We start from the raw sequence: 227 nt of genomic DNA on the forward strand, positions 1-227 counted from the left end.
CGACACTGAAAGGTGAGTGGCGCGAGCAGGCCGGCAACTACACGGCGACCTACACGGCAGACCAGGCGGGCACGGGCCTGCAGGCGACGCTGACGCTCACTGGCGCCACGGCCAGTCCGGCGGTCTATGCCATCACGGCGGGCGCGGTGAGTGCGGCGACGTTGGCGGTCGACAAAGACAGCTACGTGTCGGGCAGTGACATCCAGGTGACGGTGACGTTGAAGGAT

1 pseudogene is annotated in these 227 nt (G+C 67.0%); it reads left to right on the top strand.

What is annotated here, in order from left to right:
* A pseudogene (locus tag AAZT04_RS26375) lies at nucleotides 1-227 on the top strand (Ig-like domain-containing protein); the annotation flags it as partial.

This window comes from Serratia sp. Je.1.23.a (genome assembly GCF_051129805.1).
GTDB lineage: Bacteria > Pseudomonadota > Gammaproteobacteria > Enterobacterales > Enterobacteriaceae > Serratia > Serratia liquefaciens.